This is a genomic window from Wolbachia endosymbiont of Nasonia giraulti, from assembly GCF_048054155.1.
In the GTDB taxonomy this organism is placed as follows: domain Bacteria; phylum Pseudomonadota; class Alphaproteobacteria; order Rickettsiales; family Anaplasmataceae; genus Wolbachia; species Wolbachia pipientis_C.
The window spans coordinates 1-5,082 of record NZ_JAFEVH010000068.1 but is presented as its reverse complement, the minus strand read 5'-3'; the positions used below and the strand labels follow the sequence as shown (position 1 = coordinate 5,082).

Annotated in this window: 5 protein-coding genes; 2 read left to right on the top strand and 3 right to left on the bottom strand. The window is 33.8% G+C overall.

The features are described 5' to 3' along the window. Window positions 1-227: 227 nt before the first annotated feature. From JR312_RS05960 to rimM, 3 genes are read right to left on the bottom strand one after another with little or no spacing between them, the layout of a single operon-like run. Entirely contained in the window at window positions 228-920 is a 693-nt protein-coding gene (locus JR312_RS05960; protein WP_264330694.1) for an inositol monophosphatase family protein, read from the bottom strand. Next, entirely contained in the window at window positions 921-1,487 is a 567-nt protein-coding gene (gene efp, locus JR312_RS05955; RefSeq protein ID WP_264330693.1) for an elongation factor P, read from the bottom strand. A gap of 59 nt (window positions 1,488-1,546) precedes the next feature. Further along, a complete protein-coding gene (rimM, locus tag JR312_RS05950; protein WP_006014540.1) occupies window positions 1,547-2,047 on the bottom strand; it encodes a ribosome maturation factor RimM in 501 nt (166 codons plus the stop codon). A gap of 97 nt (window positions 2,048-2,144) precedes the next feature. Between rimM and JR312_RS05945 the strand changes: the two genes are divergently transcribed. Together JR312_RS05945 and JR312_RS05940 are read left to right on the top strand one after the other, a co-directional pair. After that, window positions 2,145-3,641: a DEAD/DEAH box helicase gene (locus JR312_RS05945; RefSeq protein ID WP_416647954.1), complete on the top strand. Its 1,497-nt coding sequence runs from the start codon at window positions 2,145-2,147 to the stop codon at window positions 3,639-3,641. Continuing rightward, window positions 3,616-5,028, top strand: coding sequence for a hypothetical protein (locus JR312_RS05940; RefSeq protein ID WP_416647953.1), 1,413 nt, complete (start codon window positions 3,616-3,618; stop codon window positions 5,026-5,028). The genes JR312_RS05945 and JR312_RS05940 overlap by 26 nt, the downstream gene beginning before the upstream one ends. Window positions 5,029-5,082 lie beyond the last annotated feature (54 nt).

Below are 5,082 nucleotides of genomic sequence, written 5' to 3'. Positions count from 1 at the left end.
ATGCCATTATAACTCAAATACTTTATTATACCTTTATCATTTACTTTAGGAAATACTATAGGATGACAAAAAGGCAAGGTACTGAGATGACAGGAGTATGAAATGGGTCTACTTGACCATTTAGTTGTCTTTTCTCGTCTATCTTATCTTGCCACCCTGCTGCAATGAGGGGTAGGTAAGACCATTTATTATTTTCACTACGTGACTTTTGCTCTTTTGAATGAACTTTAGTTTATATCTCCAGCAATGACAAGCGCGTTATCTTCCCTTAATCTCCCACCGCTTTCTTGCAGAAAAAGCCTACCGAGTGAAGTTTTATATTTATTAATTCCAGAGTAAATTATTCCATTGTATCTTCCGGCAGCAAGATATGCAAAACCTAGTACCGTTGAGCCAAGGGAGCGTAGATTATTATTGTCAAGTGGTAATTTATTTAACAAATTACCACTTATGTCTATTATTCCCCCTTCACGAGCTTTCATCCGCATTTTTACATGGCGAGATTTGAAATCTTCAAGAAAAGCTCCTTTCTTTTCCTCTGCCCAGAAAGTTTCTCTAAGGGCTGGAGCATCAATCACAGCTGCTACAACTCTGTTTTTATGAATGAGACAAACTGATACTGCAAAATAAACCATACAACTAAAAAGGTTTTCCTTGCCTTCTATAGGCATAATAAACCAAGTATAACTGCCTTCTTTTAGATCTTGGCCTACATTGTCTTCAAAAATAAAGTCATAGTTCTGGTTGTAGTTTTTCAAGCAATCGTATATAAGTTGCTTGGATTTCGAATAAGTTTTATTGATAAAGTCTGCTGACTTAACGCTTGAAATTTGCAATTCATTAAAATCACGTATAAGCTGCTTGGAGGCACTGCGTACAGAATCAAGCATCACATTGATTCGTGGTGATGAAATGGCCATTTACTCTTTTACTCTTTCGTAATAGCTGTTATCAGGAGTATGTACTACAATTTTATCCCCTTCTTTTATAAATTGAGGCACGTTAACACGTATTCCGTTTTCCAAAATTGCAGGCTTATAAGAAGCAGTAACAGTCTGCCCTTTGATAACAGACTCTGTTTCTTTTACAGTTAGTGTAACGTGATCAGGCACATGTGCAGAAATTATTTTATCTTGATAAGTTACTACTTTAATTTTCATATTATCTTGCAAATAAGCCTTCTTTTCCCCTAATAAGTCTAAATTTATAAAAATCTGCTCGTAACTACTTGGATGCATAAGATTTACGATATTCCCTTCAGTAAAGAGATAAACATATTCCTCTTCATCTAAAATTGCCCTTCTGATTGTTGCATCAGAGCGAAACCTCTCATAGTACTTTGCTCCTGTTTGGATATTTTTCATTTCAGCTTGTATATATGCACCACCTTTACCAGGTTGAGTATGCATAATACTTACAACCAAAAACAATCCACCGTTATGTTCTAGTACCTGACCTGGCCTGATATCATTAGCCCTTTCTGCCATAATTACACTTTTAATTTGGTCTGATTATTATAAATAACTTTATACAAATATCAAAATTTTTATTGGCCAATGAATTCTGGCATGTTGATTACTATATACCTTTCCTTCATGTTGATGTATGGAAATACTTCTTTAGTAAAAGATAACATAATGTTTTTTTTTGTGCTGATAACCAAAATTTCTAATATATCCCCCGAGCCGAAATTATTCACAGACTTCACATAGCCATATAATTCATTACTCTCTAGTCTTACTTCCATATTCACAAGATCATCTTGGTAAAATTCATCCTCATCATTTAACTGTGGTAGCTTATCTCTTTCTATATATAACTTTTTATTTCTTAAAAGCTCTGCTTCATTACGGGAATTCACACCGCTAATTGTTGCTATTACTAAATTATTACTGACAACAGACACCAAGCTTATTTTATAATTTTCACTTCCGATTATTAGTTCACCATATAGGAAAATATTTTCGGGCTTTTCAGTAAAGGTTTTTATTTTGACAGCTCCTTTGATTCCATGGGGAGAAGTAATTATTCCGAGGCATATATTCATATTAATATGATAGTTGAAATCAGCTTTTTGTCCATAGAATTGACAATTTACTGAATTAACATACAATTAATATTGTAATAATTATAGCGGGTAATGTGTGAGTTCTATCAGTAATCAAGAAAGGCAAAGTATTATAAGTAGCTTAGAAAAAATCAACTGCAAGCTAAAAGGTGAATCTATAAAACTTGATGATACAAAGGAATCTATAATAGTAGCACGTCGTAAATCTGTTGTTAAAGGGATATTGGAACATCTCAAAAACCCTTCCATTGCTAACTGTAATGTTATGATCGATGCAGAAACTGGATTTGGTAAGACTTACGACATTGGAATACTGAGTCATGTACTAGCCCAAGCAGGATTTCATCATCTGGTTGCAGTACCAAGCAGTGATCTAGTAAACCAAGCTAAAAAAATGATGAGTAGTGCATTTACTGTAAACATTAGGACACCTAAAACTGCTGAGGAAATTAAAAATGCACTGAAGGCAACTAAACCTACAACAATTATAGTGACACATGACCTGTTATTACAGCAAGAAAATGATCGTAAATTTAAAGACCAAAATACCAAGTTGTGGATTAGTGTTGATGAAGCAGACAGTATTAACAAGCAGCAGGATTTTGAGAATATGTGCAAGCTTGATGAGGATTATCCTACAACTTACCTAACTGCAACACCAAAGAGAAGGATTTTAAATAGATGCGGAAAAGTTATCAGCCCGACAAGATTGAGTAGACGTTGTATTGGAAACGCCATCGAAACAGCAAGTGTTATTACAAAAACCAATAGGAGAGCAAATTTCACTCTTGCATTAGTCGTGAATATTGCTACCTCCATCATATCTTTAGCTGTATTGTTTCCTATTATAAATAGTAATGTTGCTGCTGTAATTGGTCTAACTTCAGATCATTGGCTGTATTCTGCTTTGATTGGAAACTTATATTATACAATTTCTATGTTTATATTTGGTATAGTAATGTTGCCAATTTGGTGGGTACTAACTAAAGCAACTGGTGTAGAGTCAAAAGAACTGCTCTCTAGATTTCTTGCTAACGTGCGTAGCTTATTTACTAGAGAAAAATCGAGCCCAGCTCATGAATATGTTGAAGAGAGCGAAGAAGTTTTTAATTACAATAAGCTTGTTGATACCGATGATTTATTAACTTCTATAAGATGGAATGTGCAAAGCCCAATTGGAGAAAGTGCTCTGCTTTTAGCTGATGATGTAAATAGTATAGTTAATCTTAACTTTGCGTTGCAGGGTAGAGATAATTTAGTATATGAAGGTAGTACACGTTATGAAGTGTATAATAAATTTCAGCCTGAAGGGATATCTTATCAAGACTATAGGCTCAAGTTACGCGAAGCGAACTTTATAAGCTGCGTTAAAAAGCAACATCCTAGTCTGACAGAAGAGCAGATATCTGAATTAAAAGAAAAGGTGGATTTCAGTAGTACTGCTAAATATCTAAAATATAGAGTAATGCATTCAATGATCGATCTTACTCTCTCATATTTAATGAAGTGTGATAATATTACTTTAGATAAAAAAAAGAAGAGAAGGTTTGAGTGGATTGATAGAAGATGTTAAAAAGAATGTTAGCACCACTAATGATAACAATATTATAAGCTACCTAGAGAGAAAAGGCTTTAGTGAGCAATTTGCTAGAAACAAGCTCTTACCGCAAATCAAGTTAGTAATTAAAGCATTGCGTCGAGGTGATAATGAGCAATGCAGGTTAATAGTTGATAATTGGCGCTTAAGCAAAGAGCTCCATGACCTCATGGAAAGAGAGGAAGGTATACTACATAGTCTCATTGATTTCTGCAAACAAAATAAATGTATCTTTGCAGGAATTGGGAAAAATGATCTTGGTATTGGAGAAAATAGACCCTTTTCAGCGATAATACGTAATCAAATAGGTAAATATCGAACTATTTATTGTGATTATGAAAAAAGAGATTTTGATGCATTAGCTAAATATGCGTTAACAACGGTTATAGATGGATCGAAAGGTCGTGGATTTGATAGTGAATATAATCATGTTGCATCAATATTTGCAGATTCGGTTAGTCAGTTCAATAATCCATCTGAAGCCCTACAGAATCTTGGAAGAAATAGAGAGCATAATGAGAGCAGACAATCATGGTTTTTCGCTGCTGCAGGTGAAAAAGTTGAGCTATTTGTGAATAAGATCTTAGCAAATTTTAAAAACGAACCACAGAAATTTTGTCAGAAAGTTTTGTTTCCAGCTACTAATAAATACAATAAGTTGCTAAAAAATAGAATGGGAGAAGAACTTGGAAGAAAAATAGAAATCTATATTAGTAAAAATATTGATGCATTAGGAAATATTGATGATTCAGCTCTGAAGAAGTTTTCTAGTGATTTGATAAAAGAAACGTATGAAAAAGTTCATGATATAAATGATTTTGATGTCAAAAAGACAGAACAAGATTTACATAGGATTTTAAAAAGTACAGAGGCATACCTTCGTTCATATGAGAACAGAATTAAAAACAATGGTAAATTATCTTGCACACGCTCAGCTTTATTTTCTGTGGGGAGTGCTATAACAAAGGTAATGTATTATCTTTGGGCAGGGTTTGACTATTTAGTCTTTTTGGCTAAAGCGTACAATATAGATAAATCTGGAGATACCAGTGCAAGAGCGTATGTACACATAATCAGAAACTGTCACTGTGAAAGTAGTGTGAAGGCGCAAAATGTATTGGTTCATGCATTAGAAATTGCCAAAGAACATGACAGCAGTTTCAAAAGAAATAGTTTGTACGAAGGCAATGAGGATAGATGTAAAGAAAAAATCATCTCATATTTTCAATCCAAGCAATATATACGTGCATTAGATAGAACAATTGCTCAAATTGAAAATAGGGAACGTTCAAAAAAGTGTGTCAAACCGCATTTTCAATTCAACTCAATTTTTAACCTACCAGGAAAAAAGATATCAAGTTGAGACATAGTTAAAGCCCAATTAGGCAAAGCAGTAATCCACTTTTGCTCTACCTTT

Excerpts from the sequence above, each read along its gene's own strand:
- efp (WP_264330693.1), bottom strand. The coding sequence starts at position 1,487 with ATGGCAGAAAGGGCTAATGATATCAGGCCAGGTCAGGTACTAGAACAT.
- rimM (WP_006014540.1), bottom strand. The coding sequence starts at position 2,047 with ATGAATATATGCCTCGGAATAATTACTTCTCCCCATGGAATCAAAGGA.
- JR312_RS05960 (WP_264330694.1), bottom strand. The coding sequence starts at position 920 with ATGGCCATTTCATCACCACGAATCAATGTGATGCTTGATTCTGTACGC.